This is a genomic window from Streptomyces sp. NPDC046759 (genome assembly GCF_040645475.1).
GTDB lineage: Bacteria > Actinomycetota > Actinomycetes > Streptomycetales > Streptomycetaceae > Streptomyces.
On record NZ_JBEYYJ010000004.1, the window covers coordinates 1 to 26,279 of the forward strand.

18 protein-coding genes are annotated in these 26,279 nt (G+C 72.9%); 11 read left to right on the top strand and 7 right to left on the bottom strand.

The window, feature by feature from the left end:
* Positions 1 to 132: 132 nt before the first annotated feature.
* Together ABZ919_RS06670 and ABZ919_RS06675 are read right to left on the bottom strand one after the other, a co-directional pair.
* Positions 133 to 696, bottom strand: coding sequence for a hypothetical protein (locus ABZ919_RS06670; protein WP_361243513.1), 564 nt, complete (start codon positions 694 to 696; stop codon positions 133 to 135).
* Between the two features lie 135 nt (positions 697 to 831).
* The gene (locus tag ABZ919_RS06675; protein ID WP_361243515.1) at positions 832 to 2,040 is read right to left on the bottom strand and encodes a nucleotide sugar dehydrogenase; all 1,209 of its coding nucleotides are present in this window, start codon (positions 2,038 to 2,040) and stop codon (positions 832 to 834) included.
* Positions 2,041 to 2,320: 280 nt separating this feature from the next.
* Between ABZ919_RS06675 and ABZ919_RS06680 the strand changes: the two genes are divergently transcribed.
* From ABZ919_RS06680 to ABZ919_RS06700, 5 genes are all read left to right on the top strand, one after another.
* Positions 2,321 to 4,030 carry a glycerol-3-phosphate dehydrogenase/oxidase gene (locus ABZ919_RS06680; RefSeq protein ID WP_361243517.1) on the top strand — a complete coding sequence of 570 codons (1,710 nt, stop codon included), beginning with the start codon at positions 2,321 to 2,323 and terminating at the stop codon, positions 4,028 to 4,030.
* A 201-nt stretch (positions 4,031 to 4,231) separates the two neighbouring features.
* Positions 4,232 to 6,349, top strand: coding sequence for a serine/threonine-protein kinase (locus ABZ919_RS06685; protein ID WP_361243519.1), 2,118 nt, complete (start codon positions 4,232 to 4,234; stop codon positions 6,347 to 6,349).
* A 163-nt stretch (positions 6,350 to 6,512) separates the two neighbouring features.
* On the top strand, positions 6,513 to 9,335 hold the full coding sequence (locus tag ABZ919_RS06690; protein ID WP_361243520.1) for a protein kinase: 2,823 nt from the start codon (positions 6,513 to 6,515) through the stop codon (positions 9,333 to 9,335).
* A 149-nt stretch (positions 9,336 to 9,484) separates the two neighbouring features.
* Positions 9,485 to 11,239, top strand: coding sequence for a serine/threonine-protein kinase (locus ABZ919_RS06695; protein ID WP_361243522.1), 1,755 nt, complete (start codon positions 9,485 to 9,487; stop codon positions 11,237 to 11,239).
* Positions 11,240 to 11,420: 181 nt separating this feature from the next.
* Positions 11,421 to 13,184 carry a protein kinase gene (locus tag ABZ919_RS06700; RefSeq protein WP_361243524.1) on the top strand — a complete coding sequence of 588 codons (1,764 nt, stop codon included), beginning with the start codon at positions 11,421 to 11,423 and terminating at the stop codon, positions 13,182 to 13,184.
* 79 nt (positions 13,185 to 13,263) lie between these two features.
* On the opposite strand, the gene ABZ919_RS06705 is transcribed toward ABZ919_RS06700, so the two are convergent.
* Positions 13,264 to 14,172 (bottom strand): AraC family transcriptional regulator, encoded by a 909-nt coding sequence (locus ABZ919_RS06705; protein WP_361243526.1) that lies wholly within the window; start codon positions 14,170 to 14,172, stop codon positions 13,264 to 13,266.
* Positions 14,173 to 14,243: 71 nt separating this feature from the next.
* Between ABZ919_RS06705 and ABZ919_RS06710 the strand changes: the two genes are divergently transcribed.
* The 4 genes from ABZ919_RS06710 (at position 14,244) to ABZ919_RS06725 (ending at position 19,809) form a co-directional block, all read left to right on the top strand.
* Positions 14,244 to 15,146 (top strand): MBL fold metallo-hydrolase, encoded by a 903-nt coding sequence (locus ABZ919_RS06710; protein ID WP_361243528.1) that lies wholly within the window; start codon positions 14,244 to 14,246, stop codon positions 15,144 to 15,146.
* Between the two features lie 80 nt (positions 15,147 to 15,226).
* The gene (locus tag ABZ919_RS06715) at positions 15,227 to 16,225 is read left to right on the top strand and encodes a serine/threonine-protein kinase (RefSeq protein WP_361243530.1); all 999 of its coding nucleotides are present in this window, start codon (positions 15,227 to 15,229) and stop codon (positions 16,223 to 16,225) included.
* Positions 16,226 to 16,361: 136 nt separating this feature from the next.
* Positions 16,362 to 17,975 (top strand): succinic semialdehyde dehydrogenase, encoded by a 1,614-nt coding sequence (locus ABZ919_RS06720; RefSeq protein WP_361243532.1) that lies wholly within the window; start codon positions 16,362 to 16,364, stop codon positions 17,973 to 17,975.
* Positions 17,976 to 18,003: 28 nt separating this feature from the next.
* A complete protein-coding gene (locus ABZ919_RS06725) occupies positions 18,004 to 19,809 on the top strand; it encodes a GMC family oxidoreductase (RefSeq protein ID WP_361243534.1) in 1,806 nt (601 codons plus the stop codon).
* Between the two features lie 98 nt (positions 19,810 to 19,907).
* Here the strand turns inward: ABZ919_RS06725 and ABZ919_RS06730 are convergent, their stop codons facing one another.
* Together ABZ919_RS06730 and ABZ919_RS06735 are read right to left on the bottom strand one after the other, a co-directional pair.
* Positions 19,908 to 20,945, bottom strand: coding sequence for an LAETG motif-containing sortase-dependent surface protein (locus ABZ919_RS06730; protein ID WP_361243535.1), 1,038 nt, complete (start codon positions 20,943 to 20,945; stop codon positions 19,908 to 19,910).
* A gap of 750 nt (positions 20,946 to 21,695) precedes the next feature.
* Positions 21,696 to 21,980 (bottom strand): chorismate mutase, encoded by a 285-nt coding sequence (locus tag ABZ919_RS06735; RefSeq protein WP_361243537.1) that lies wholly within the window; start codon positions 21,978 to 21,980, stop codon positions 21,696 to 21,698.
* 276 nt (positions 21,981 to 22,256) lie between these two features.
* Between ABZ919_RS06735 and guaA the strand changes: the two genes are divergently transcribed.
* Positions 22,257 to 23,837 (top strand): glutamine-hydrolyzing GMP synthase, encoded by a 1,581-nt coding sequence (gene guaA / locus ABZ919_RS06740; RefSeq protein WP_361243539.1) that lies wholly within the window; start codon positions 22,257 to 22,259, stop codon positions 23,835 to 23,837.
* Between the two features lie 3 nt (positions 23,838 to 23,840).
* On the opposite strand, the gene ABZ919_RS06745 is transcribed toward guaA, so the two are convergent.
* The gene (locus ABZ919_RS06745; RefSeq protein ID WP_361243541.1) at positions 23,841 to 24,317 is read right to left on the bottom strand and encodes a pyridoxamine 5'-phosphate oxidase family protein; all 477 of its coding nucleotides are present in this window, start codon (positions 24,315 to 24,317) and stop codon (positions 23,841 to 23,843) included.
* A 142-nt stretch (positions 24,318 to 24,459) separates the two neighbouring features.
* On the opposite strand from ABZ919_RS06745, the gene ABZ919_RS06750 reads away from it, so the two are divergent.
* Positions 24,460 to 25,254 (top strand): class II aldolase/adducin family protein, encoded by a 795-nt coding sequence (locus ABZ919_RS06750; protein ID WP_361243543.1) that lies wholly within the window; start codon positions 24,460 to 24,462, stop codon positions 25,252 to 25,254.
* Here the strand turns inward: ABZ919_RS06750 and ABZ919_RS06755 are convergent.
* The gene (locus ABZ919_RS06755; RefSeq protein WP_361243544.1) at positions 25,247 to 26,134 is read right to left on the bottom strand and encodes a DUF4429 domain-containing protein; all 888 of its coding nucleotides are present in this window, start codon (positions 26,132 to 26,134) and stop codon (positions 25,247 to 25,249) included. The two genes, ABZ919_RS06750 and ABZ919_RS06755, sit on opposite strands and share 8 nt — an antisense overlap.
* Between the last annotated feature and the right edge of the window lie 145 nt (positions 26,135 to 26,279).

Here is a 26,279-nt window from a genome sequence, read left to right on the forward strand (position 1 = left end):
AGCTTCTTGCGGCCCTGAGGGCTCCGCACCTTCCGAATCTCGAAGTCCATCGCATCCCCTGAACTGGGGTGTTGCGACGACCACTAGAACGGAAGGTGAGGTGGCCGGGCCCTGACGCGTGAGGGGGCGGCGTTACGCCGCGGCCTTCCTGGTGCCGGAGAACGCGGCGAACGCGGCGATGGCGAAGAAGACGAAGGTCAGCGGGTCGGCGTCCTTCTTCCACACCTCCTGGACCACGTCGAGGTGCTGGAAGAACACCTCGTTGAAGCTCACGGGCAGCTGCTTGGTGATGATCATGGCCTCACCCACCAGCTGGCCGAGGTACACCGCGCCGAGCGCGAGGATCGCACTCACGACGGGCAGGGCCGGGTTGCGGCCGCCCGCCTTGCCGGCCGCGAGACCGACGACGAAGCCGACGCCGACGGCCGCGTAGCCGATCTCGTGCTTGGTGGCGCCGATGACGAGGCCGTAGAGCGCGGCGGCGGCCACGGCGGCGACGACCGCGGCGACCACGCCGAGGACGACGTTGTTCCGGCCCGGCGCGGGCGGTGCCGGCGGGGCGAAGGCACCGGGCTGGGCGCCCGGCTGCGCCGGGTACGGCGCCCCCGGAGCGGCGGCCGGAGCCTGCTGCGCGGACGGGGTGCCGTCCACCGGACCCGACTGCGGCGGCTGCGGCGGTGGTGCTGACTGGCTCATGACAGGAATCCCCCCGAGGTGGAACACGGCTGAAAGGCGGAAGCGGAAGACCCCCGCACGCGTGTGCGGTGAGTCCGGGGGAGATTAACAGCCGGGGACGACAACGCCCCGGCTGTTTTCCTTTCGTGACCGGGCTCAGAGCCGGTGCGCGGCTCCCGTCGGCGTGGCACCGCGCGTGTCCAGCAGCAGCTGGGCCTTCACCGAAAGGCCCTGCAGGTCGTAGGTGCGGTGGTGCTGGAGCAGGATCGTCAGGTCGGCGTCGGCCGCGGTCTCGTAGAGCGCGTCCGCGCGCGGGACCGGGCGGTCCAGGACGTTCCATGAGGCCACGAAGGGGTCGTGGTAGCTCAGGGAGGCGCCCAGCTCCATCAGCCGGATCGCGATCTCCTGTGCCGGAGTGCCCTGCTGGTCGGCGAGGTCGGGCTTGTAGGTGACGCCGAGCAGCAGCACGCGCGCGCCGCGGGCGGACTTGCCGTGCTCGTTGAGGAGGGTGGCGGCGCGCTGGACGACGTACCGGGGCATCCGGCCGTTGACCTGCTGGGCCAGCTCCACCATCCGCAGGGTGCGGGTGGCGTGGCCGGTCAGGTCCTGCGGGACGCCGTGGCCGCCGACGCCCGGGCCCGGCCGGAACGTCTGGAAGCCGAACGGCTTGGTCTCCGCGCACCGGATGACGTCCCACAGGTCGACGCCCAACTCGTGGCACAGCACGGCCATCTCGTTGACGAGCGCGATGTTGACGTGCCGGAAGTTGGTCTCCAGCAACTGCACGGTCTCCGCCTCGCGCAGTCCACGCGCGCGTACCACCTTGTCGGTGAGCCGGCCGTAGAAGGCGGCGGCCGACTCGGTGCAGGCGGGAGTGAGGCCGCCGATGACCTTGGGCGTGTTGGCGGGGGTGTGCTCGCGGTTGCCGGGATCGACCCGGCTGGGCGAGTAGGCGAGGTGGAAGTCGCGCCCGGCGCGCAGCCCCGAGCCCTTCTCCAGCAGGGGCCGCAGGAACTCCTCCGTGGTGCCGGGGAGCACCGGCGACTCCAGGATGACCGTGGTGTGCGGACGCAGCTGCTCGGCCAGGCTGCGAGCGGCCGCCTCCACCTGGCCGAGGTCGAGCCCGCCGTCGGCGCCGCGCGGGGTCGGCGCGCAGATCACCGCGGTGCGCACCCGGCCGAGCTGGGCCGGGTCGGTGCCGGGCCGGAAGCCCCCCGAGTGCATCCGGCGCAGTTCGGCGGGGCTGAGCGAGCCCACCTCGGGGCCGGTGGCGTAGCCGACGGTGGAGATGCCTGCGGCGACGGCGGCCTGGGCGAGCGGCAAGCCGTAGGGGCCGAGTCCGATGACGGCGAGGTCTGCGGGCATGCGTGGGCCGTCCTTTTCAGAAGCCGAAGCGGGACAGGTGCGCAACCGCTGTGGACAGAAAGAGCGAGTGCAATGTCAGACTAGGTACACATATGACTGTTATGTGTGATTCTGTTCGTGTGTCTTCCGAGGGTTGTGTACGAGTTGTCCACACGTTGCAAGCCCGTGGTGGCTGAAGTCGGGCAAGCCGGTCAGAATTTGGGCATGAGGAGGGGATGAACCGGGCTTCGCCCACGGGGTGCGGCCGACGCGAGCGGGTCAGCGACAGCGGGAGGCAGCGGTGAGGACAGCGACTCTGGGGCCGGCACAGCGCGCCGAGGCACTGGCGGCGATGGCGGAGCGCGAGCTGGACGTGCTGGTGATCGGCGGCGGAGTCGTCGGCGCGGGCACCGCGCTGGACGCCGTCACCCGCGGCCTGTCCACCGGTCTGGTCGAGGCCCGCGACTGGGCGTCCGGCACCTCCAGCCGTTCCAGCAAGCTGATCCACGGCGGACTGCGCTATCTGGAGATGCTCGACTTCGCACTCGTCCGAGAGGCCCTGAAGGAGCGTGGCCTGCTGCTGGAGCGGCTCGCCCCGCACCTGGTCAAGCCGGTGCCGTTCCTGTACCCGCTGCAGCACAGGGGCTGGGAGCGGCTGTACGCGGGCTCGGGCGTCGCGCTCTACGACGCGATGTCCATGGCCCGCGGCCACGGACGGGGCCTGCCCCTGCACCGCCATCTGACCCACCGCCAGGCCCTGCGCGTCGCCCCCTGCCTGAGGAAGGACGCCCTGGTGGGCGCCCTGCAGTACTACGACGCCCAAATGGACGACGCCCGCTTCGTGGCCACCCTGGTGCGCACCGCCGCGGCATACGGCGCGAAGGCGGCCAACCGCGCGCGCGTGACCGGGTTCCTGCGCGAGGGCGAGCGGGTGGTCGGCGCCCGGGTGCAGGACGTGGAGGGCGGCGGGGAGTACGAGATCCGCACCAAGCAGGTCGTCAACGCCACCGGTGTGTGGACGGACGACACCCAGGCCATGGTGGGGGAGCGGGGCCAGTTCCACGTCCGCGCCTCCAAGGGCATCCACCTCGTCGTGCCCAAGGACCGCATCCACTCCACCACCGGCCTGATCCTGCGCACCGAGAAGTCCGTCCTGTTCGTCATCCCCTGGGGCCGGCACTGGATCGTCGGCACCACCGACACCGGCTGGGACCTGGACAAGGCCCACCCGGCCGCGTCCAGCGCCGACATCGACTACCTGCTGGAGCACGTCAACTCGGTGCTCGCGGTGCCGCTCGGCCGCGACGACGTACAGGGCGTGTACGCCGGTCTGCGCCCGCTGCTCGCCGGCGAGTCCGACGCCACCAGCAAGCTGTCACGCGAGCACACGGTCGCTCATCCGGCGCCGGGGCTCGTGGTGGTGGCGGGCGGCAAGTACACCACCTACCGGGTGATGGCGAAGGACGCGGTCGACGAGGCCGTGCACGGCCTGGACATGCGGGTCGCCGACTGCGTGACGGAGGAGATCCCGCTGCTGGGCGCGGAGGGCTACCAGGCGCTGTGGAACGCCCGCGCCCGGATCGCCGCCCGCACCGGGCTGCACGTGGCCCGAGTGGAACACCTGCTGAACCGGTACGGCTCCATGGCCGAGGAAGTCATGGACCTGATCGCCGCCGACCCCGCCCTGGGCGAGCCGCTGCAGGCCGCCGACGACTACCTGCGCGCCGAGGTGGTGTACGCCGCCTCGCACGAGGGCGCCCGGCACCTGGACGACGTCCTCACCCGCCGCACCCGTATCTCCATCGAGACCTTCGACCGGGGCACCCGCAGTGCCCGCGAGGCGGCCGAGCTGATGGCGCCGGTCCTCGGCTGGGACAAGGACCAGATCGAGCGCGAGGTCGAGCACTACGAGAAGCGGGTGGAGGCCGAGCGCGAGTCCCAGCTCCAGCCCGACGACCTGACGGCGGACGCGGCGAGGCTGGGAGCGCCGGACATCGTGCCGCTCACCTGAGGGGGGCGTACGCGAAGTCCGCCCGTGAGCCGGTGTGCCCCGGCGGTGGCCGAACACTCGTCACCCCCGCCGAAACCAGGCGCATTTCACCAAAACGGGTGCACTGGGTCGCGCCTGGGGCGAAGGGCCCCCTGGGCGTTGGCCACTTGTCGAGTGAGAGACAATGGAGGCTCTGTCAGGGCGGGTTGTATGAGGGGACGCATGTCGGAGGCGGAGCGGGCGGGTACATCTCGTCAGGGGACTCGTCAGGACAAGAGCGAGCGTCGTCTCCTCGCCGGGCGGTACCGGCTGGGAGACGTGCTGGGCCGGGGCGGCATGGGCACGGTCTGGCGCGCCGAGGACGAGACCCTGGGCCGGACGGTCGCCGTCAAGGAGCTGCGGTTCCCGTCGAACATCGACGAGGAGGAGAAGCGGCGCCTGATCACGCGCACCCTGCGTGAGGCCAAGGCGATCGCCCGGATCCGCAACAACAGCGCGGTGACGGTGTTCGACGTGGTCGACGAGGACGACCGGCCGTGGATCGTCATGGAGTTGGTCGAGGGCAAGTCCCTCGCCGAGGCCATCCGCGAGGACGGCCTGCTGGAGCCCAGGCGCGCCGCCGAGGTGGGACTCGCCGTCCTGGACGTGCTGCGCTCCGCGCACCGGGAGGGCATCCTGCACCGGGACGTGAAGCCGTCCAACGTGCTCATCGCCGAGGACGGCCGGGTCGTGCTCACCGACTTCGGCATCGCGCAGGTCGAGGGCGACCCGTCCATCACCTCCACCGGCATGCTGGTGGGCGCCCCCTCCTACATCTCCCCCGAGCGCGCCCGCGGCCACAAGCCCGGCCCGGCGGCCGACCTGTGGTCGCTCGGCGGCCTGCTGTACGCGGCGGTGGAGGGCGTGCCCCCGTACGACAAGGGCTCGGCGATCGCCACGCTCACCGCGGTGATGACCGAACCCCTGGAGGAGCCCAAGAACGCGGGTCCGCTCAGGGACGTCATCTACGGCCTGCTCACCAAGGACCCGGCCGAGCGGCTCGACGACGCCGGCGCCCGGGCCCTGCTCAACGCGGTGATCCACGCGCCCGAGCCGGAGCCGATGGACGCCACGCGGGTGGTCCCGCTGCCCGGGCACCCCGGCCCCGCCGGGGGCAAGCGGCGCGAGGAGCCCGGGGAGAAGCTGCGCGCCGCGCTGCGTTCGGTCCGCAAGGCGGCCGGGGCGGCCACCGCGGCGGCGGCAGCGCGGACGAAGGGCGCCGGCGACACGGCCCCGCCGGACGCCGGCGCCGCAGCGGGCGCGGGCGGGACGGCGGGCGCGGGCGGGACGGCGGGCGCACGCGGTGCCTCCTCCGGCGGGCCCCGCCCCGCCGTCCAGGGCGCGGCACGACCGGGTCCCTCCGGTGGCGCGCGGTCCGGCGGGCCGGGCACCGGACCCGTCGGAAGGCGGACCGGTACCACCTCCGGGGCCGCCGGTGCGCCGAACTCCAGCGCGAACAAGCCGAGTTCGGGCTGGCCCGTGATGCCGCCCCCCGACCTGGACCTGCCGCCGCGCCCGGTGCCCAGGGCGCCGCTGACCGACGTGGTGCCCAGGCGCACGCTGGTGATCATCGCCGTGGTGGTCGTCCTCGCGGTGCTCGGCACCGTCCTGGCCATCGCCCTGAACAGCGGTGACGGCAAGGGCGGCAGGAGCAACGGGGCCCGGGCGGCGGCGAGCACCGGCGCGTCCACGAAACAGGACAAGACCGACCGGGGCGCGGGTGGTGCGGCACGGACGGACGGGGCGGGCCCGACGGCGGCCGGCACCGGTACCGCCTCGGGTGGCGCTGTCGACGCGAGCGCGTCCACGGACGGCTCCCGCGACGCCGACGCCCCGGACAAGTCGGGCTCCGACGGCGGCGGGAGCGCGCCGGCGGTGTCGACCCGCAAGGCCGGCCAGGGCTACTCGATCGGGCTGCCCAAGGGGTGGTCGTACAAGGCCACCGGCAGCGCGGGGGACCGCTACGCCGGTCCGGACGGGCAGACGCTGCTCATCGGCTGGACCGGCAGCCCCAAGGACGACCCGGTGGCGGACTGGACGAACCAGGAGCACTTCATGGCGCGCTCCCAGTACCACAGGATCCGCATCGAGAAGGTGGACTACCGCGGCTGGAACACGGCCGACTGGGAGTTCACCTACGTCGACGGCGGCACCGAGCACCGCGCCATCGACCGCGGGTTCGTGGTCAACGGGCGTCTCGGGTACGGGCTGATGTACACCGCGAAGGCCGGAAACTGGGACAGCGCGCTGTGCAAGGACACCTGGAAGACGTTCACCGCTTCCTTCGAGCCCAAGTCGTAGGCTCGGGGCCCCGCTTTGGGGCGTGAGAATCCGTCATCCGGTCAGTGGGGATTGCCTCCGGCACGTATCGTGAATGGTTGCGGACCGTACGCAGCCGGAGGGTTGTGCGAAACGGGTCGCGAGGCGAACGGATGTGACCAACCGGGCGGCCGGGGGAGGCAACGTGGACGACTACGCGGGTCGGGTGCTCGCCGACCGCTACCGCCTGCCGTTGCCGCCCTCCGACGAGTACGAACTCACCGAGACCCGCGCCTTCGACACCTACAGCGGTCAGGAAGTGCTCGTCCGGCAGGTGCCGTTGCCGGAGGTCGTCGAGGCCGAGGTGCTCGACGCGGAGGGGCTGCCCGAAGGGTTCACCGCGCGTGAGCGCGCCCGGCGGACGCCGGACGCCCGGGCCGCCACCCGGCGGCCCGCCGACCCGGCCGTGCGGCGCGCCGTCGAGGCCGCCCAGGCGGCGGCCCGTATCCCCGACCATCCGCGCCTGGACCAGGTCTTCGACGTGTTCGCCGAGGGCGGGTCGCTGTGGATCGTCAGCGAGTTGGTGGCCGCGCGCCCGCTGGCCGCGCTGCTCGCCGAGCAGCCCCTCACGCCGTACCGGGCGGCGGAGGTCGCCGCCGACGTGCTCATGGCGCTCCGGGTGCTGCACGGCCACGGCTGGGTGCACCGCAACATCACCGCACGCACGGTGCTGGTCTGCGAGGACGGCCGCGTGATGCTGACCGGCCTGGCCGTCGGCGCCGCGGAGGAGGCGTTGTGCGGGTACGACCCGGTGCCGGACCAGGAAGGGCCGGAAGAAGGGGCCGTCGGGGCGGCGGGCACCGAGGCGGCCGGGCCGGGATCCGGACCCGGGACGGTCGTTCGGGCTGCCGGCGGCCTGGGCGTCCCTTCGGGCGGGGACTCCGCCGGCTCCGGTGACCTGGCGAGGGGTGCGGCCGGCGGGGCGGCGGGCCCCGGTGGCGTGCCGTCCGCGGACGCCGGCCCCGAGGCCGCGCGCCGCGCCGCGATTCAGGCCAGGGCAGCCGGAGGACTGCCGGCGCCGGAGGCGGACGGAGTGTCCGGCGGGCCCGGTGCGCCAGGCTCGGCGGGGCAACGGCCGCCGGAGAACGGCGCGGAGATCCGTGCCGCCCGCGCGGGGGCCATCGCCGCCTACCGTGCGGGCGCCCGTGCCGCCGCCCGGGTGCAGGAGGCCCGCCAGAACGGGCGCGCCGCCCTGCCCGGGGCCAGGCCGCCCGCCGAGGGCGAGGCCGGCGCCGACCGGGCCGACGGCACGGCACGGTCGCCGTACCCCGGCGGGCCGGGCAGCGCGACGCCGCCCGGGCGGATCGCCGACCCCTACGGAGTGCAGGGCGCGCCCTGGCACCGTGTCTCGCCGCGCCCGGGTTCCGCCGACACCTCACCGGCCGGGAGCGGCGGTCCGCAGCGCCCCGGTCTCCCCTCGGCGAACCCCCGCCCGTCCGTCCCGGGCCAGGCCCTCGCCCCGGAGCCCCGAACCGGCACCGCCGACGGCCGCCAGAGCTCCGGCCTGCCCCCCTACGGCCCCGGCCCGGCCCCCCAGGACCCGACCCCGCTCCCGGACACCACCGGCCGGGCGCACCGCGGCCCGGACGCGTCCTCGCACGCCACCGGTCCCGCCCGCCCCGGCACGGCCCTGCCCTCGCACACCACCGGCGCCGCCCCCCGGACCGGCACCGACCCCGACCACCCTCCCTGGCACGACACCGGAACGGCCATGGGCGGCGACCGGCGTGGGCCCGCGACGGCGTTGGCGGCCGAGCGGGCGCGGCAGGTGCGGATGACCGTCGTGGGGCCGGTGACCGAGCGGTGGGCGCCGGAGCAGGCCGGCCCCGTGCACGAGAACTGGCAGCTGGCGGCGCCGATCGGGGCCGCCACCGATCTGTGGGCGCTGGGCGCGCTGCTGTTCCGGGCCGTGCAGGGGCACGCGCCGTACCCGGAGGAGTCGACGGCCGAGCTGGTGCAGCTGGTGTGCGCGGAGCCGCCCGCGTTCGCCGAGGAGTGCGGCCCGCTGAGGCCGGTCGTGGAGTCGCTGCTGCGCCAGGACCCCACCGAGCGCCTGGACTTCGAGGAGCTCGGGGGGTGGCTGCGCTCACTGGTGCGCTCGGCGCCGGAGCCCGACGCCGGCACCCACGTCGTGCCGGTGCCGCCCGCCGACCCGAGCCGGCTGCCGATCGTCCGGCGCCGCGGCGAGCTGGTGCGCCGCCGCCGCGCCGGGCTGCCCGCGGCCCATCCGCACGGCCGGCACAAGCGGGGCCGGGAGGAGGCCGGTTCGCCGCGCAGCCTCGGCCGGACCCTGCTTCTGGTCATCCTGCTCCTGCTGGCCGGCGCGATCGCCTACGCGCTGCTGTTCATGCCCAGACAGGGTGAGAGCGGAGCCTCGGGCAGCACGGACCGCACCGGCACCGCGGGCGAGGCCGGACCCGCGCCCTCGCCCTCCGGGCCGCCCTCCTCCGCCCGGAGCACCCCGCAGAGCAGCGCGCCGGCCACCGAGACCCAGACCGGCGGGGAGCCGTCCGTCGCCGACGGCTTCACCCTGCGCAAGGACCCGGAGGGCTTCCAGCTCGCCGTCGCCGAGGGCTGGGAGCGCAGCCCGAAGAACGGCAGCGGCCAGGTGGTCTACGCCCACGGGAACTTCCAGCTGATCGTCGTACCCGGACGGGACAGCGCGGCGGCGTACGGCGGTGACCCGATGGCCTACCAGCGGGACAAGGAGAGCGAACTCCAGCCCTACCGCGACTCCAGCTGGGCCACGGCCACCGGCCTGAGAACCATCGAGGTGGGCGGGCGGACCATGGCCGAGGGGCAGTTCACCTGGACCGACGGCCAGGGCCGCGATCTGTTCGTGCGCAACATGGCGATCCTGCTGAACGGCCGCTACCACATCCTCCAGGTCCGCGGCCCGGAGGCCGACCGTGACCAGGTGACCCGGCTGTACGAGCAGGCCACGACGACGTACCGCTACACGCGTTGAGCGCCCCGTATACCGGTTGACCGTTCGTGGCCGATTCCGGTGGCCACAAGCGTCACAGTGCTGTCACCTTGGCACCCCGCCGGTTCCCTGTTGGTGGACCGGTCCTTAGTCTGACCCTGTCAAGAGCATTGCGGGGCAACGTGAATCAGATGCAGGGCCTGCTCATAGCGGGCCGCTACCGGCTCGCCGATTCCATCGGCAGCGGCGGCATGGGCCGGGTGTGGCGCGCCCACGACGAGGTGTTGCACCGGACGGTCGCCGTCAAGGAGCTGACCGCCGCGCTCTACGTCTCGGAGAGCGATCAGGCCGTACTGCTGGCCCGTACCCGGGCCGAGGCACGCGCCGCCGCGCGCATCAACCACTCCGCCGTCGTCACCGTGCACGACGTCCTCGAACACGACGGTCGCCCATGGATCGTCATGGAGCTGGTCGAGGGCAACTCCCTGGCGGACGCGGTCAAGGAGCGGGGGCGCGTCGAACCGCGGGAGGCCGCGCGCATCGGCCTGTGGGTGCTGCGCGCGCTGCGCGCCGCGCACTCCGCCGGCGTGCTGCACCGGGACGTCAAGCCCGGCAACGTCCTCCTCGGCGGCGACGGCCGGGTGCTGCTCACCGACTTCGGTATCGCCCAGATCGAGGGCGACTCCACCATCACCCGCACCGGAGAGGTGGTCGGCTCGGTCGACTACCTCGCGCCCGAGCGGGTGCGCGGCCACGACCCCGGCCCGGCCTCGGACCTGTGGGCGCTCGGCGCCACGCTGTACACCGCGGTCGAGGGCCGGTCGCCGTTCCGCCGCACCTCGCCGCTGAGCACCATGCAGGCGGTCGTGGAGGAGCAGGCCGACGAGCCGCGCCACGCCGGTGCGCTCGGCCCGGTCATATCCGCCCTGCTGCGCAAGGAACCGGACCGGCGGCCGACCGCGGAGGAGGCGGAGCAGATGCTCGCCGAGGCGGCGGAGGGGCGCCGCCCGCACTCGGCCCAGGCGTTCGTCCCGACCCAGGGCTCGGGCCTGCACACCCGTGGTGCGAGCACCCCGGCCGCGTCGGGCTACGGCTCCACGGGGACCACGCCCGGCTACGACGCCCTCGGGACCGATTCCGGCTACGGGACCGATTCCGGCTACGGGACCGATTCCGGTTACGGCACCGGAGCGCCGGCGGGCCCGGGCCGTTCCATGACGGGCCCGACTGCCGTGGCCCCCACGCCGCAGGGCCCGGCGCCGACCCGGCCCCGGCCCCGCCCCCGGCGCCGGCTGCGCACCCTCGCCCTGGTCGTCGCCGTCGCGGCCGTGCTCGGCGCAGGCGCGGCGGTGGCCTACCAGGAGTGGGGCGGTTTCGGGCAGAACACCGGGGCGAGCGGGGGTGCGGGCCCGGCCACGACCTCGCAGTCCGCGAGCAACAGCACCACGCCGGGTCCCGAAGGCACGGTTCCCGACAGCTGGGAGGTCCACCACGACCCGCTCGGCTTCAGCCTCTCCCTGCCCAAGGGCTGGAAGCGGAAGGTCTACGAGATCAAGGGCGACCTCAAGCAGATCGACTACTCCCCGGACAACGGCATTCACTTCGTGCGCATCGCCATCGACGGCTCGCCGGACTTCGCCGACGCCTACCAGCACCAGTCGGACCTGGAACAGCAGTTGCAGCGACTGGTCGACTACAAGCGCGTGACCATGAAGGCGAACATCTACCGCGACCGCAACGGCTCGCTGTGGGAGTACACCTGGTACGCGCTGAAGAAGGACGCGCCCCACGTCGCCGGCCCGCGTCACGCGATCGAGGAGACGTACTTCTCGCGCGCGGGGGCCGAGTACGCCATCTACATGTCGACGCCGCAAGAGGACTGGGCGAAGACCAGCAAGCAGTTCAAGTGGGTGCTGCAGAGCTGGCAGGAGCCGAACGGCGCCTGACCGCCGTCACGGGAGGCATCGCGAGGGAAGGAGCCGGTCCGGTCCGGCGCTGCACGTCGGCTGACGATCGGTCATGGGGACCGAACTGCCCCTGATACGGCCGAAAACCGCTGGTCGATCAGCCCGGCTTGGCCGATCGGCGCCCCGGAGGGCCTGGGTCCGGTGAGGCATGATGGGGCCCATGGGGACCGAGGGCGCGGACTTCCGGGTGATCGCGGGCCGTTATCGCCTCGAGGCACGCATCGGGCGCGGCGGCATGGGCGTCGTGTGGCAAGCCGTCGACGAGGTGCTGGGACGCCGGGTCGCGGTCAAGGAACTCCTCCCGGACGACTCCCTCTCCGAGGAGGACGCGCGGCGCCGCCGGGACCGTACCTTCCGTGAGGCGCGGGCGGTCGGCCGGCTGCGGCATCCGCACATCGTCGTGGTGCACGACGTGGTGGAGCAGGACGAACGCCCCTACTTGGTGATGGAGTTGGTGGACGGCGGTTCGCTCGCCGACCGGATCTCCCGGCAGGGCCCCGTCGACGCCGCCGAGGTCGCGCGGATCGGTGTCGCGCTGCTCGGTGCGGTGCGCACCGCGCACGAGGCAGGGGTGCTGCACCGGGACATCAAGCCCGCGAACGTCCTGATCGAGTCCGGCACCGGACGGGTCGTGCTGACCGACTTCGGTATCGCACAGGTCGCGGGCGCCACCACCCTCACCGAGACCGGCTCCTTCGTCGGCTCCCCCGAATACACCGCCCCGGAGCGGATGTCCGGGCTGCGCACCGGTCCGGAGTCCGATCTGTGGTCGGTCGGCGCGCTGCTGTGCACGGCGCTCAGCGGCGAGTCGCCGTTCCGGCGTGACTCGCTCGGCGGCATCCTGCACGCCGTGGTCGCCGCCGACATCCGGCCGCCCGCGCAGGCCGAGCCGCTGCTGCCGGTCGTCCGTGGGCTGCTGGAACGCGATCCGGACCGGCGGCTGGGCGCGGCCGAGGCCGAGCAGATGCTGCGGACGTTCCTGGAGACGGGCCGGACACCGGAGGCGCCGGGCACGGCGTCCGGCGACACCGCAACCGGCCGCGTGCACCGGATCGTCGGGGGCCGCACGCCCTGGCCCGGGGCGGCGGGACGCACGGCGAAACCCGGTGCGACGACAAGCCGTGCGCGGCCGGACGCCGCGTCGTACACCCCGACCCAGCAGGACCTTCCGTACGCCGGGGCGCACACGCCGGGCGTGGCCGGGCCGGTGGCGGAGCCCCCGGCGCGGCCGTCCACGCGTGGGGTGCTGGTCGCCGCCCTGCTCGTCGCCGCGCTGGCCGGGGCCGGCGTCTCCGCGGCGGCGCTGCTGCTGAACCGGGACGGTGGCGGGGGCGGCGGCAGCCCCGGCGGTACGGCGACCTCCCCGGCGACCGGCACACGGACGAGCCCGGACTCGCCGCCGGCATCCGGCACCGCCGGCCCGACACCCACCGCGACCCGTCCGACAGGCACCGCCCCGGGCCGGACCGACTCACCGACCGCGCCCTCCGGTTACCGCACGGCCCGGGACCCGGCCGGCTTCTCCCTCGCCGTCCCTCAGGACTTCACCCGCAGTCCGCAGGGCGAGCGCGTCTTCTATCTCTCGCCGGGTGACACCTTCCGTCTCGGCGTCAAGGTCGCCGATCCACAACCGGGCGGCCCGCAGGCCGTGATGGAGCGGTCGGCGGCCGAGGGGCCGTCCGCCAACCCCGGTTACCACGACGGCCGGGTCACCCGCACCACGCACGACGGGCACCGGGCCGCACTGTGGGAGTTCACCTGGGACGGTTTCAGCGCCACGGAGGGTCCGCGCCACACCTACGACCTGTGCTGGGAGGAGGCCGGACGGATGTACGACGTGTGGGTGTCGGCGCCGGTCGGCAAGGTACGGGAGGCCCGGGAGTACTTCGACGTGGCGGTCGACACCTTCAGGGCGGGTTCCTGACCGGTTCCTCGGCCACGGGTGGGTGACCGGTTCGTCGTGTGGCTGTGGCTGTGGGCGCCGGTGGCGCGCCAGGGACGCTTCATCTGCCCAGGTCCCGGTACCGGCCCGGGGTGACGCCGTACGCGCGGCTGAAGGCGTGCGAGAGGGCGTACGGGCTGCCGTACCCGGTCTCCCGCGCCACCGTCGTGAGCGGCGCGTCCGTCTCGCGCAGCCGGGTCGCCGCCAGGGTCAGCCGCCACCAGGTCAGATACGCCATCGGAGGACGGCCGACCAGGGAGGTGAAGCGGCGGGACAGGGTGGCGCGGGAGACGCCCGCCCGGGCGGCCAGCAGCTCGTTCGTCCAGGGCGCCGCCGGGTCGGAGTGCAGGGCGCGCAGCGCGGCCGTCGCCACCGGGTCGTTCAGCACCGCCGGCCACGCGCCGGCCTCCGCGCGGGCCATCCAGGCGCGGATCATGTAGATCAGCAGGAGGTCCAGCAGGTTCGGCAGGGCCAGACAGCCGCCCGGCCGGCGGCCGTCCAGCTCCCGGGCCAACAGGTCGACCGCCGTGCGCAGTTCGGGGTGGTCGCCGACCCGGTGGGGCAGGTGCACCACCTGCGGCAGCTCCGCCATCAGCGGGTGGGTCCGGCTGCGGTCGAGCCGGTACTTGCCGCACAGCAGCTCGACGGCGGGGCCGGGCCCGGACCGGGGTACGTCCGTGTCGCGCACCTCCTCGAACGGTACGGCCCGCCGTACCTGGGCCTCCGTCGCCGCTCGGTCGGCCAGGACATGGCCCGCGCCGTGCGGCAGCAGCACCACGTCCCCCGGGCCCAGGCTCACCGGCTCGCCGCCCCCGTCCGGCAGCAACCGGCACGCGCCGCTCAGCACCACGTGGAAGCCGGCCCCCTCGTAGGGGGACAGCCGCACGCACCAGGTGCCGCTCACCCGCAGCCGGTTCGAGGAGGGCTCGCCCACCCGCACCGCGGAGATCGCATCGCTCACCACATCCATGAGACGCCAGCGTATCCGAACGAGCTCTATGAGCATTGGGATGCTCACGCTGGCATCCTAAAGTCATGGACATGGCTGATGAACAGGTACAGGGTTTCCGTATCGGCGACGTCGAGGTGCTCCGCGTCATCGAGTGGCAGGGGGCGCACGTGCCCGTGGGCACTCTCGTGCCGGACTGCGCTCCCGAGGTGTGGAGCGAGCACGAGGAGCAACTCGTCCCCGACCACCGCGAGGCGGGCGGGGACCGGGCCGTGGTGACGCTCCAGACGTGGGTGGTGCGCAGCGGCGGACGCACGGTGGTGGTCGACACCGGTGTGGGCAACGGCCGGGAGCGGCCCGGCGCTCCGCTCTTCCACCAGCGGAAGGGCAGGTTCCTCGAGCGCCTGGCAAAGGCGGGGGTCCGTCCCCAGGACGTCGACGTCGTCGTCAACACCCATGTGCACGGGGACCACGTCGGCTGGAACACGCATGCCGTGGACGGCGCATGGGTGCCGACCTTTCCGCGGGCCCGCTACCTCCTGCCGGCCGCCGACGACGCCTACTTCGGGCCGCGGGGCGGGTACGCGGGCGGGGTCCGCGAGGTCGACCGGCTCGTCTACGAGGACAGCGTGGCCCCCGTGCACCGGTCCGGGCAGGCGGTGCTGTGGGAGGGCGGTCACCGGATCGACGAGAACCTTCTGCTGGAGCCGGCCCCCGGCCACACGCCGGGCTCCTCCGTCCTGCGGGTCGAGTCCCGCGGCGAGCGGGCCGTGTTCGTCGGCGACCTCCTGCACAGCCCGGTGCAGATCCTGCACCCCGAGTGCAACAGCTGCTTCTGCCTCGACCCGCAGCAGGCGGCCGCGAGCCGGATGAGGGTACTGGAACGGGCTGCGGACCAGAGGGAGTTGGTGGTGCCGGCGCACTTCTCCGGTGCCGGCGCGGTGGAGGTGCGGAAGGCGCGGCACGGCTTCACCCTGCACCGCTGGGCCGCCTGACCCCCGGCCATCGAGTGGGGGTGACCGCTTCGCCGCGCCCCGCTTCGACAACGGCGTGGTGCGCGCGGTACTCATGTGACATGAGTGGAGACGGCGAACGCCCGCCCGACGCACCTCTGATCGGTGGCCGCTACCGGCTGGCCGGACCCCTCGGAGCCGGGCCCACCGGTACCGTCTGGCGGGCCCGGGACGAGCAGGGGCAGGGCCGCCGGGTCGCCGTCAAGGAGCCCCTGCTGCCCGGCGATCCGGCCGAGGACGAGGACAGCCGCCGTATCGCCCACCGGCTCTACCGGGAGGCCCGCGCCGCGGCCCGGGTGCGCCATCCCTCCGCCGTGACGGTGTACGACGTCGTCGACGAGGGTCATGTCCCCTGGATCGTCATGGAGCTGGTGGAGGGCGAGTCGCTGCGGGAGGCGCTGGCCCGCGGGCCGCTGCCGCCCGCCGAGACCGCCCGGATCGGGCTCGCCGTCCTCGGTGCCCTGCGCGCCGCCCACGCCGTCGGCATCGTGCACCGGGACGTCAAACCCGCCAACGTGCTGCTGGAGTCCGGCACCGGGCGGGTGGTCGTCACCGACTTCGGGACCGGCGACGGGCATCCGGGGGACGCTCCCGCCGGTTTCGTCGCCCCCGAGCGCGCCGCGGGCCCCGGCGCCGGCCCCGCCTCCGACCTGTGGTCCCTGGGCGCACTGCTCCGCGCCGCCCTGGGGGACGCGGTCCCCGGCCCGCTGGGCCCCCTGCTGGACCGGTTGCACGCCGTCGAACCCGAGGCGCGCCCCGGCGCGGAGGAGGTCGACGCGGAGCTGCGGGCGTACCTCGGGCTCACGCCCGTGACCGATCCCCGCACCGAATCGAGGCCGGCATCCGTGACCGATCCCCGCACCGAATCGAGGACGGCATCCGTGACCGATCCCGCCCCGCGGGAGCCCGCATCCGTGACCGATCCCGGTGCCCCGCCGGAACCCGCGCCGGCATCCACGGCCGCCCCGACGCCTCCTCCTTCTCCGTCCCCCGGCCCCCGTCGCCGCACCGCGCGCACCGCGCTCGGGCTGCTCCTGGCGAAAAAAGCCGGACTCGAATGATCCTTCTGCTCCCCACCGCGCCAACGCCCTGATCAGCACATTCCCTGCCAGTGATCACTGGCGGTGTGTGAGCGCTCGGTGAATCCCCGTTACCGACGGGTACACAAAGGCTGCGCCGCGGCATACCCTGCGCGTCATGACGGACACGCAGGCCCCGGACAGCACCGGCACCAACCCCCTCGCGCCCGCCCCCGAGGGCGCGCGCACCGCCGCCGACGTGGTCACCCCGGAACTGGTGGCCCAGCTCACCAAGGGCGTCGTCGGCTCCGGCCGCACCGCCAACCACACCCCGTTCACCGGCGAGAAGCTGGCCGACCTGCCCGAGTCCACGCCCGAGGACGTCCTGAAGGCCTTCGAGTCCGCCCGCGCCGCCCAGGCCGTGTGGGAGAAGACCCCGGTACGGCAGCGGGCCGCGGTGCTCCTGCGCTTCCACGACCTGGTGCTCCAGCGGCAGGCCGAGGTGCTCGACCTCATCCAGCTGGAGACCGGCAAGGCCCGCCTGCACGCGCACGAGGAGGTGCAGGCCGTCGCGGTCGCGGCCCGCCACTACGGCCGCCGGGCCGCCGCCTACCTCAGGCCGAAGCGGCACACCGGCGCCGTCCCCACGCTCACCAAGGTCACCGAACTGCGCCACCCGCGCGGGGTCGTGGGCCAGATCGCCCCCTGGAACTACCCCCTGGAGCTGTCCGTCGGGGACGCGCTGCCCGCCTTCGCCGCCGGCAACGCGGTCGTCATGAAGCCCGACACGGAGACCTGCCTCACCGCCCTGTGGGCCCGCGACCTGCTGATCGAGTCCGGCCTGCCCGAGGGCGTCTTCCAGGTCGTCCTGGGCGAGGGCCCGGTGGTCGGCCCCGAGCTGGTCAGGCACGCCGACTACGTCTCCTTCACCGGCTCCACCCGCACCGGCCGCGAGGTCGCCCAGGGCGCCGCCGCCCGGCTGGTCGGCGTCTCCCTCGAACTCGGCGGCAAGAACGCCATGCTGGTCCTCGACGACGCCGACATCGAGAAGGCCGCCGCCGGGGCCGTACGCGCCTGCTTCTCCTCCGCCGGGCAGCTCTGCATCTCCATCGAGCGGCTCTACGTCCACGAGTCGATCGCCGACGCCTTCCTGGAGCGCTTCGCCGCCCGCACCAGGGGCATGCGGCTGGGCAACTCCCTCGCCTACGGCGCCGAGATGGGCTCACTGGTCGGCGAGCGCCAGCTGAAGACCGTCGAACGGCACGTGGAGGAGGCCGTCGCCAAGGGCGCCAAGGTGATCGCCGGCGGCAGGGCCCGCCCCGACATCGGCCCTTACTTCTTCGAGCCGACCATCCTCGACGGCGTCGAGGACTCCATGGCCGTGTGCGAGGAGGAGACCTTCGGACCGGTCGTCTCGATCTACCGCTTCAAGTCCGACGACGAGGCGGTCGAGCGCGCCAACTCCACGCCGTACGGCCTCAACGCCTCCGTCTGGACGCAGAGCGCCCGGCGCGGCCGGGACGTCGCCGCCCGCCTGCGCACCGGCACGGTCAACGTCAACGAGGGCTACGCACCCGCCTACGGCAGCGTCCAGTCCCCGATGGGCGGCATGAAGGACTCCGGCCTCGGCCGCCGCCACGGCTCCGAGGGCATCCTCAAGTACACGGAGGCCCAGACGGTGGCCCAGCAGCGTCTGCTGCCGATGGCGCCGTCCCTCGGTATGACGGACGAGGGGTACGCCAAGTTCATGAGCACGAGTCTGCGCCTGATGAAGGCATTCCGGTTCCGCTAGAAACACCCGTTCTCGACGAGGAGAGCACGTGTCGCAGGAGAAGTCTGTCCAGACCCGGGACGAGGACGGGTACGACTACGACGTCATCGTGGTCGGGTCGGGGTTCGGCGGGTCGGTGTCCGCTCTGCGCCTCACGGAAAAGGGTTACAAGGTAGGCGTGCTGGAGGCGGGCCGGCGTTTCACCCGTGACACCCTCCCGAAGAACTCCTGGGACCTGAAGAACTACCTCTGGGCGCCCGGACTCGGCATGTACGGCATCCAGCGGATCCACCTGCTGGGCAACGTCATGGTGCTGGCGGGCGCCGGTGTCGGCGGCGGCTCGCTCAACTACGCCAACACCCTCTACGTGCCGCCGAAGGCCTTCTTCGACGACCCCCAGTGGCGGGAGATCACCGACTGGCAGGAGGAGTTGAAGCCGTACTACGACCAGGCCCAGCGCATGCTCGGCGTCCGGCTCAACCCGACCATGACCCCCTCCGACGTGCATCTGAAGGCGGCGGCCCGGCGCATGGGCGTCGGCGACACCTTCCACCTCGCCCCGGTCGGCGTGTTCTTCGGCGACGGCAAGGACGCCGACGGCACGGCGAAGGCCGATCCCGGCCGGCAGGTGGACGACCCGTACTTCGGGGGCGCCGGCCCCGCGCGCACCGCCTGCACCGAGTGCGGCGAGTGCATGACCGGCTGCCGGCACGGTGCCAAGAACACCCTGAACGAGAACTACCTCTACCTCGCCGAGAAGGCCGGCGCGGTGGTCCACCCCCTGACGACGGTCGTGTCCGTCACGGACGACTCGCGCGGCGGGTACGCGGTGGCGACCCTGCCGACGGACCGGAAGAAGAAGGGCGAGGGCAGGCTCTTCACCGCGCGGCGGGTCGTCCTCGCGGCCGGCACGTACGGCACGCAGACGCTGCTGCACCGGATGAAGGCCGGCGGCCGGCTGCCGTATCTCTCCGCCAGGCTGGGCCACCTGACCCGCACCAACTCCGAGGCCCTGGTGGGCGCGCAGACCGACAACCGCCGCTACCGCAAGGCGACCGGGGAGCCGAGGGCCGACTTCACCCGGGGTGTCGCCATCACGTCCTCGATCCACCCCGACGAGAACACCCACATCGAACCGGTCCGCTACGGCAGGGGCTCGAACTCGATGGGCGGCCTGTCGATCCTGCAGGTGCCCTACGCCGAAGGCTCCTCCCGGGCACTGGCCTGGCTGGCCAACGCGGCCAGGCATCCGATCCTGGTCCTGCGTTCCCTGTCCAACCGGCGCTGGTCCGAGCGGACCATCATCGGCCTGGTCATGCAGTCGCTGGACAACTCCCTGACGACGTATCTGAAGCCCGGCGGCGTCGGCAAGGGTCTGCTCACCGCGCGGCAGGGGCACGGCGCGCCGAACCCGAAGCAGATCAGGGCCGCCACCGAGGCCGCATCGGCGCTCGCCGCCGAGATCAACGGCTTCGCCGGGAGCAACGTGGGCGAACTGATGGGCACCCCGCTCACCGCGCACTTCCTCGGCGGCTGCCCCATCGGCGACTCCGCGGAGACCGGCGTGATCGACCCGTACCACCGGCTGTACGGCCACTCCGGCATCTCGGTCGTCGACGGCGCCGCGGTCTCGGCGAACCTGGGCGTGAACCCCTCGCTGACGATCACCGCGCAGGCCGAGCGGGCGATGTCCTTCTGGCCGAACAAGGGCGAGGAGGATCCACGGCCGGCCCCGGGCGCGGCTTACGAGCGGCTCAAGCCGGTGGAGCCGCAGGCCCCGGCGGTCCCGGCGGAGGCGTTCGGCGCGCTGCGACTGCCGTTCCTGGGGATACCGGCGGTGCCGCCGAAGCAGTAGCGCGGGTGTGCCGAAGGGGCCTGCGCCCCCCTCCTGGCGCAGGCCCCTTCGGTCGAGCGGGGGCGGCGCGCCGCCCCCACCCGTTGTGCGCGACGCGCTTACGCGGCGGCGTTCGAACCGGCGCCCTTGCGGCGACGGACGGCGAACACCGCTCCGGCACCGACGACGACGGCGGCACCGCCGACGAGGCCGATGGTCGGCAGCATCGAGCTGGAACCGGTCTCGGCGAGCGAGCCGGTCACGTCCTGGGTGTTGGTCTTGCCCGGCTTCTGGGTCGGAACCGGGACCTTGCCGCCCTCCTGGGGCTTCGTACCGTCCGTGTCGGTGCCGGCCTTGACGATCTTGAGCAGGTAGCTGGCCTGGTCCGAGCCGATGCAGTTCTCTTCGTCGTCGAAGTACATCCCGCCACCGATGGTCAGGCCCTCGCCCACCGGAGCGTTGGCCTTGACGTTGAGCCGGAGCTGGTAGTTCACGGTCTGGCCGGCCTTGATGTCGGCGAGGTCCAGGTAGCCGTCGGAGTGGCCGGCGCCGTCCTCGACGTCGTACCACGCGCCGTCGTACTTCACCTGCAGCTGGACCTGGCTGGTCTTGAACGCGTACTGGGCGTTCGGGTCGCTGGGACCGACACCCGCGTAGAAGATGACGTCCGTGAGGCTGCTCTTCGTCGGGTTCTTGACGCTGAGCGTGAAGGGGTGCCAGCCGCTGCCCACGGCGATCTCGCCGGGCAGACCGCTGAGCGAGGCGTGGATCTTGGACTTGTAGTGGGCGTCGTCCTCCTCGCAGATCCCGGTGGGCGTGCTCGGCTCGTCGCTGGGCTCGGCGCTCTCGCTGGGGTCGGTGGACGGGGACGCGGACGCGGATGCGGATGCGGATGCCGACCCCGACGCGGACGCCGATGCGCTCTCGCTCGCCGACTCGGGGGCGGACGGGGTGTCCGACGCCTGGTCCGCGGGCGTGCTGTCGTCGGCGGCCGGGGTGGTGCTGTCGTCGGCTGCGGGAGTGGTCTCCGTCGCGGCGGGGCTGCTGACGGACGTGCTCGGGGAGTCGTCGGCGAACGCCGCCGGGGCGGACAGCAGGGCGACGGGCGCGAGGGCAGCCGTCGCGGCCGCGGTCATCATGGCGCGGCGAAGCTTCATTGAGGACCTCTTGCGGGGCTCGCATGCTGCCGCGCGGCAGCATGTGCGTCGGAGGCCTCCGTGTGTGGGGCACGGGCATGGCCGTTGGTTGCGCAAGGGAGACCCGTGGCCCGCGTAAACGGTTGTGCTCCCCTCACACGTCTCTTATGTGAGGTGCACCACGTCCAGGAACGCGCCGGGCGTGGATTCCGTCTCCACCGCCGACGAAGGTGAACGACGGGGCGGGTGCCATCGGTTCGCTGCTCGGCGGGCGGGAGCGTTTCCATCCGGCCGCCGCCGAGTCCTGGCGGGCCGTGGGGAGTGGCTGGGACGCGAACTTCCCCGTGACCAAGCGACGAGACCTGCCCGGACGGGAGAACGCAGACGTCTGCCTGCCGGTGCGCGGTCCGGCCGCCGAGCGATGGATCCCGGCCGGCAGCCGATGCCCGACAGCCCCTCGGGTGAGCACTTCTCGGACCCTCGGGAGAGCACTTCTCGGAGCAGTTCTCATCTGTGCAGTTGTCCGCCGACCGGCTCCGGGCGTCCCCGGAGCCGGTCGTTCTCTTGGATGACCGGGCTGCTGTCCCCTGCCGTCCGGTCACTTCCCCGGAGCGAGGTCCCACGGCGTACGGGCACGGCCCCTACGCCTCATCGCTCCAGCGAGCCACGCGTGGTTTCTGTCGGGCCCGCCCCTGGCTGGCACGGACACCCCGCTCAACGAAGCGGTTCGCGGGCCGGTCACGCGCCGTACGGGTGAGACGGTGATCGAACTCAGATGCGACCCCGGGACAGTTCGAGCAGGGTCATCGCGAGGGAGGTGCCGGGCTTACCGAGGGCCTCGCGGTAGCGGCCGAGGATCTCCATCTCGCGGGAGAGGTGCACGCGCCGTCCGCCGGAGGCGATCCGGGTCTGCTGCACGACGGCGGAGACGGCCATCCGCTCCTGGATGAGGCCGATGATCCGGTCGTCGAGCGCGTCGATGCGCTCCCGGGCGTCGGAGATCGTCTTTTCCGGGGCGGTCGCCGGGCGGGTCGTTTCGGTGCCGGTGGCGGTCATGTCGGGGCTCCTCGGGAAGTGTGGTTGCCCCGGTGCGACAGGACCCGGAAAACGCCAGACGCCCCGGGCCTTGTCGGCCCGGGGCGCCTGGGAAGTCGCTTGGCGGTTCGCTCAAGCAGCACGACCATGGCAGCCGGCGGGCCGGATGCCATAGGTAAAGAAGATCGCGTGCTGGAGCATGCGGCCAGTATGCCACGGCGCCTGACCGCGGAGGTCCTCCGCCCACCCCGTTAGAATCGGAAGCACAGACCCCCGCCCGACCACCAGAAGGCACCCGTGTCATCAGCGACCCAGTCTGCCGCCACCCCCGACACCGTCCTGGTCGTCGACTTCGGCGCGCAGTACGCACAGCTCATCGCCCGTCGCGTCCGCGAGGCGCGGGTCTACAGCGAGATCGTGCCGAGCACCATGCCGGTGCGGGAGATGCTCGCCAAGAACCCCGCGGCGATCATCCTCTCCGGCGGCCCCTCCTCGGTGTACGAGGAAGGCGCCCCCCGCCTCGACCGCGAGATCTTCGAGGCCGGGGTTCCCGTCTTCGGCATGTGCTACGGCTTCCAGTTGATGGCGCAGGTCCTCGGCGGCACCGTCGACAACACCGGCGCCCGCGAGTACGGCCGTACCGACCTGCACGTCTCCAGGACGTCCTCCACCCTCTTCGAGGGCACCCCGGACGAGCAGCACGTGTGGATGTCCCACGGCGACGCCTGCTCCGCCGCCCCCGAGGGCTTCACCGTCACCGCGGCCACGGACGTCGTCCCGGTCGCCGCGTTCGAGAACGACGACAAGAAGCTCTACGGCGTCCAGTACCACCCCGAGGTCATGCACTCCACGCACGGCCAGCAGGTGCTGGAGCACTTCCTGTACCGGGGCGCGGGCCTGCAGCCGAACTGGACCACGGGCAACGTGATCGAGGAGCAGGTCGAGGCCATCCGCGAGCAGGTCGGGGACCGGCGCGCGATCTGCGGCCTGTCCGGTGGCGTGGACTCCGCGGTCGCCGCCGCCCTCGTCGCCCGGGCCATCGGCGACCAGCTGACCTGCGTGTACGTCGACCACGGTCTGATGCGCAAGGGCGAGACCGAGCAGGTCGAGAAGGACTTCGTGGCCGCGACCGGCGTCAAGCTGGTCGTCGTGGACGCCGAGGAGCGCTTCCTGACCGCGCTCAAGGGCGTCTCGGACCCCGAGGAGAAGCGCAAGATCATCGGCCGTGAGTTCATCCGCGTCTTCGAGCAGGCGCAGGCCGACATCATCGCCGACGAGGGCCCGGCCGTGGAGTTCCTGGTCCAGGGCACCCTGTACCCGGACGTGGTCGAGTCCGGCGGCGGCACCGGCACCGCCAACATCAAGTCGCACCACAACGTCGGCGGCCTGCCCGAGGACCTCGAGTTCCAGCTGATCGAGCCGCTGCGCAAGCTGTTCAAGGACGAGGTCCGCATGGTCGGCCAGGAGCTGGGCCTGCCGGAGGAGATCGTCCAGCGCCAGCCGTTCCCCGGCCCCGGCCTCGGCATCCGTATCGTCGGCGAGGTGACGAAGGAGCGTCTGGACCTCCTCCGCGACGCCGACGCCATCGCCCGCGAGGAGCTGACCGCGGCCGGCCTCGACCGGGACATCTGGCAGTGCCCGGTGGTGCTGCTCGCGGACGTCCGCAGCGTCGGCGTCCAGGGCGACGGCCGCACCTACGGCCACCCGGTCGTGCTGCGCCCGGTCTCCTCCGAGGACGCCATGACCGCCGACTGGTCCCGGCTGCCGTACGACGTCCTCGCCCGCATCTCGACCCGGATCACCAACGAGGTCCGGGACGTCAACCGGGTCGTCCTCGACGTCACCTCGAAGCCGCCGGGCACCATCGAGTGGGAGTAGGCCCTAGGTGCGCCTGATCGTGCGCAGGGGCTCACCGGGCTTCCAGATCTCGACGACCAGATAGGTGTCGTCCTCGACGTAGGTCCGCACGACCTCCGTCAGCTCGGTGCGGAAGAGGTGGAACGGCTGCGGCGGTTCCACCTCTTTGCCGTACGCGGCCTTGGCCGCGCCCTCCTCGACCTCGTACGCCCGCCCCCCGATCCGCACGTCCCCGCCGCCCATGCCGGTGCCCTCGCCGGGGTTCGCCTGGAGCGCGAAGCGCGGGTCGCGGAGCAGATCGAGGGCCTTCAGCGAGCCCGGCATCATCCCGAGCCACAGCTCGCCGTCCAGGAAGCGGACCTCCAGGCCGCAGGTGCGGGGGGAGCCGTCCTTGCGCAGGGTCGCGAGGACGTGGTGGCGGTGGCTGGCGAAACGTTTCTCGGCGATCGCCGCCGGCCCGGGAGCGGCGGCGGCGAAGGCCGCCCAGTTCGTACGCGTCATACGCGCCAGTCTCACCGGCAAACACGACAGCCCGTGTCGGGTATGCGTCGCGTACGTCATCTTTACAAAACGGCTCTGCCCTTTTGCGCTGACCGACGGTAACTTCCGGCTCGTACAGCAATCCCAGCGCGCTGGAGGACCTATGCCCGGGCCCACCCCGCCCCTGCCGCTGCCCACCGACCAGCTGCAGTTCGCCATGCCGCCGATGCACGAGTCGGTGGAGGACGAGCGCCGGCACCGCAAGGAGCGGCTCGCCGGAGCCCTGCGGATCTTCGGGCGGGCCGGGCTCGAGGACGGGGTCTCCGGGCACATCACCGCCCGCGACCCGGAGTTCACCGACTGCTTCTGGGTCAACCCGTTCGGGATGCCCTTCAAGCACGTCACCGTCAGCGATCTCGTCCTCGCCAACCGGGACGGTCAGGTCGTCGAGGGCCGCTACCACGTCAACCAGGCCGCGTTCACCGTGCACGCCCAGGTGCACGACGCCCGCCCGGACGTCGTCGCCGTCGCCCACTGCCACTCCGTGTACGGGCGCGCCCTCGCCGCGCTCGGCGAGCTGATCGACCCCATCACCCAGGAGAGCTGCGCCTTCTACGAGGACGTGGCGCTCTACGACGCCTACACCGGTGTCACCGTCGACGTCGAGGAAGGCCGCCGTATCGCCGGGGCGCTCGGCTCCCGCAAGGCGCTGGTGATGCGCAACCACGGACTGCTCACCGTCGGCGACTCGGTGGACGCCGCCGCCTGGTGGTTCATGTCCATGGAGCGGTCCTGTCAGGTGCAGCTGACGGCCAGGGCGGCCGGCCGTCCCGTCCTCATCGACCACAAACTGGCCGTCGCCACCCGCGAACAGCTCGGCGGCGACCTGGTGGCCTGGATCAACTATCAGCCCCTGTGGCAGGACATCAGCCGCAGCGAACCGGATCTGCTCAGCTGAAGCCTCTGAGCACGACGGCCTTGGTCATCGCGAACTCCTCGTCCGTGAGCACCCCGTCCCGGTGCAGCTCGCCCAGCTCCCGCAGCCGGCGCAGCAGGACGTCATGGTGCTCACCCTGTGCCGGTACGGCCGTCCGCTGCCGCGAACGCCCGTCGTGCCCGCCGCCGGTGCGGGTGGAGGGATGCGGCAGCCGGGCGGTGACGGCCGTCGCGATCAGCGCGGTCAGCAGATCGCGCCGCACACTGCCCCACAGGTCCAGGGTGTAGGGGTCCCGCTCGGGCGGCAGCTGGGAGAACACCGTCTCCGGGGTCACGAACCGCAGGAAACCGTCCTCGTACCCGCAGTTGGGCAGCCACTCCACCTGGACCAGGTCGCCGAGGGCGATGATCCGCGGGCCGGTCGCGCGTTTGACCCGGTCGGAGGTGTCGGCCCAGTCGATGCGCACCTGCGTGCCGTCGAAGGAGACCGTGCCGTCGGAGGACCGCACGGACACCGGCACCGGCGGGCCCGGCAGCAGATAGCCGGTCGTGGGCCCCTTGGGGATCCGGTCGAGGAGCAGGGCGTGCCGGATCTCCTCGGCGACGTACTCCGCGATCCCGCCGCGGTCCGTGTCCACCGTCAGCCGGTAGGGGTCGGCCGCGTCCGGCAGCCGCCCGCCCGTCGCCTGCAGCAGCGGGTCGGCGCCCTCGCGCAGCCGCATCCGCAGCCGGCCGCGCCTGCGCTCGGGTTCGTGGACGACGTCCGACACGGCCTCCAGCGGCACGGAGATCTCCCCGTACGTCTGCCGGAACAGCGGCACGCAGCGGTGCAGTCCGGGGGTGATCCGGATCGTGCTGCCGTCGAAGGCCCAGGTCCCGTCCCGCTGGATGATCTCGGCCATGAGGGAATTCTCGCAGCCGGGTCAACACGGCGGCCCGAACTTCACCCGGCATGCGCCGGCCCGACGGTCCCGCACGGCCCGCCGTAGGGCACAATTCGCTGTCGACGCAGGGGAGTTGCACGGCGGCGGGAAGGCCCTTCGAGGG

Excerpts from the sequence above, each read along its gene's own strand:
- ABZ919_RS06710 (WP_361243528.1), top strand. The coding sequence starts at position 14,244 with ATGGCTGATGAACAGGTACAGGGTTTCCGTATCGGCGACGTCGAGGTG.
- ABZ919_RS06755 (WP_361243544.1), bottom strand. The coding sequence starts at position 26,134 with ATGGCCGAGATCATCCAGCGGGACGGGACCTGGGCCTTCGACGGCAGC.
- ABZ919_RS06750 (WP_361243543.1), top strand. The coding sequence starts at position 24,460 with ATGCCCGGGCCCACCCCGCCCCTGCCGCTGCCCACCGACCAGCTGCAG.
- ABZ919_RS06700 (WP_361243524.1), top strand. The coding sequence starts at position 11,421 with ATGGGGACCGAGGGCGCGGACTTCCGGGTGATCGCGGGCCGTTATCGC.
- ABZ919_RS06685 (WP_361243519.1), top strand. The coding sequence starts at position 4,232 with ATGTCGGAGGCGGAGCGGGCGGGTACATCTCGTCAGGGGACTCGTCAG.
- ABZ919_RS06720 (WP_361243532.1), top strand. The coding sequence starts at position 16,362 with ATGACGGACACGCAGGCCCCGGACAGCACCGGCACCAACCCCCTCGCG.
- ABZ919_RS06715 (WP_361243530.1), top strand. The coding sequence starts at position 15,227 with ATGAGTGGAGACGGCGAACGCCCGCCCGACGCACCTCTGATCGGTGGC.
- ABZ919_RS06675 (WP_361243515.1), bottom strand. The coding sequence starts at position 2,040 with ATGCCCGCAGACCTCGCCGTCATCGGACTCGGCCCCTACGGCTTGCCG.
- ABZ919_RS06735 (WP_361243537.1), bottom strand. The coding sequence starts at position 21,980 with ATGACCGCCACCGGCACCGAAACGACCCGCCCGGCGACCGCCCCGGAA.
- ABZ919_RS06730 (WP_361243535.1), bottom strand. The coding sequence starts at position 20,945 with ATGAAGCTTCGCCGCGCCATGATGACCGCGGCCGCGACGGCTGCCCTC.
- ABZ919_RS06695 (WP_361243522.1), top strand. The coding sequence starts at position 9,485 with ATGCAGGGCCTGCTCATAGCGGGCCGCTACCGGCTCGCCGATTCCATC.
- ABZ919_RS06670 (WP_361243513.1), bottom strand. The coding sequence starts at position 696 with ATGAGCCAGTCAGCACCACCGCCGCAGCCGCCGCAGTCGGGTCCGGTG.
- ABZ919_RS06745 (WP_361243541.1), bottom strand. The coding sequence starts at position 24,317 with ATGACGCGTACGAACTGGGCGGCCTTCGCCGCCGCCGCTCCCGGGCCG.
- ABZ919_RS06705 (WP_361243526.1), bottom strand. The coding sequence starts at position 14,172 with ATGGATGTGGTGAGCGATGCGATCTCCGCGGTGCGGGTGGGCGAGCCC.